Origin of the sequence: Blautia sp. HCP3S3_C4 (genome assembly GCF_052064095.1) — a bacterium.
Taxonomy (GTDB): Bacteria; Bacillota; Clostridia; order Lachnospirales; family Lachnospiraceae; genus Blautia_A.
Genome location: NZ_JBQHWF010000045.1, coordinates 1 through 1,345, shown reverse-complemented (window position 1 = coordinate 1,345; position 1,345 = coordinate 1). Strand labels below are relative to the sequence as shown.

General features: G+C 37.9%; 1 protein-coding gene. It reads right to left on the bottom strand.

Translation table 11 applies throughout. The features are described 5' to 3' along the window. Positions 1-1,197, bottom strand: a 1,197-nt coding sequence (locus tag ACTNC6_RS16095; protein ID WP_441044651.1) for an IS1634 family transposase, incomplete at its 3' end; no start/stop codon positions are given. Positions 1,198-1,345 lie beyond the last annotated feature (148 nt).

Here is a 1,345-nt window from a genome sequence, read left to right as displayed (position 1 = left end):
CTGGCTCTTTTCATCATAATGAAGGTCAAAATACTTCTCAAATCCAGGACCGAATTCCTTTACCTTATTCTGGTACTTTTTCAGATACTGCGTCATCTGGTTGATCCGATTTTCAATCTCTATCCGTTCTGCGCTTTCTTTGGAAATACTATGATACAGATGAAAATAACGCTCTTTTTTATCACTTGCATACAGTTTGTGCCGTATTGTCTTTCCGTAAACTCCATATTCATAGATATTGTTTACCCGCTTATTTTCAAATGTCCCTTTATTTTCCAGGATCAGTTCATTCACAAGGGCAGACATCCCTTTCACCATGATAACAAAACTATACCCACATTTATCCATATATTGTATATTCTCGCAGCTGAAATATCCCCTGTCCAGAATGAATCCGATCTTCTTATAACCATATCCGGATGCTTTATCCAGCATGAACTGAAGCTGGGAGATATCATTCAGACTTCCTGGATATTTTTCATAAAATAATGGTTCCTGATTATGAGTATCATACGCAACTGCATAATTAAATACCGGCTCTCCCATATCTACTTTCGGATGCCCAAATTCAACCATTTTTATATCCCCGGCCTGACAGTTTTTATTCGTTGAATCATAAGAAATATAAATCTTTTCACGGTAATTCCGTGACTCATTCCATGTATTCAGAAATCCTGTACTCTGATCATCTGTTACTGAATTCAGGAAATCTGATACGGTTGAATCGCTATATTGTTTCATTTTTTCCGTAAAAAGTGGATGGTTGTATGTATAATCCGGATAGTACTGCGCTGCATTGTTTTCTGCTATGATCGAATAAACAGCCAGATCTAAAAACAGCCCCATATCACGCGATCCAAAATACTTTCCAAGGATATCGTTCAAGCTGCATTCTTCTATGATCTTACGCAGTACAAAATATGTTCCTACCCTGAGACAGCTGCTTCTGGAAGTCCTGTTTTTGCTTTCCGGAAGCTCTGCATCGGGGAAATATTTCAGGAAATTTTGATTCGGTTTCATGAGTTCCGGATCCGTATCTGACAGTTTTCCGATCGTTACTCTTTTGGGAAAAGTATACTTCCGGGATGGATCATAAACCCGGTCATACTCATACTCTATATATACAACATTTGACTTTTTTCTCCGTGTGATCTTGCCTTTTACGGTTGGTACTTTCACTAAAAAATCCAGATACATAGTGCCCTCCTTTTAGGCGGTTATCCGCCTAAAATAATTGTACTATATTTCCCGGCTATCTGCAATGGAAAGCCGCAGAAAACCGGGATTTTTTATGATTTTATTTCGTTCTTTTTTCTTTAGGTGGAAAAATTACTGGAAGTTCACA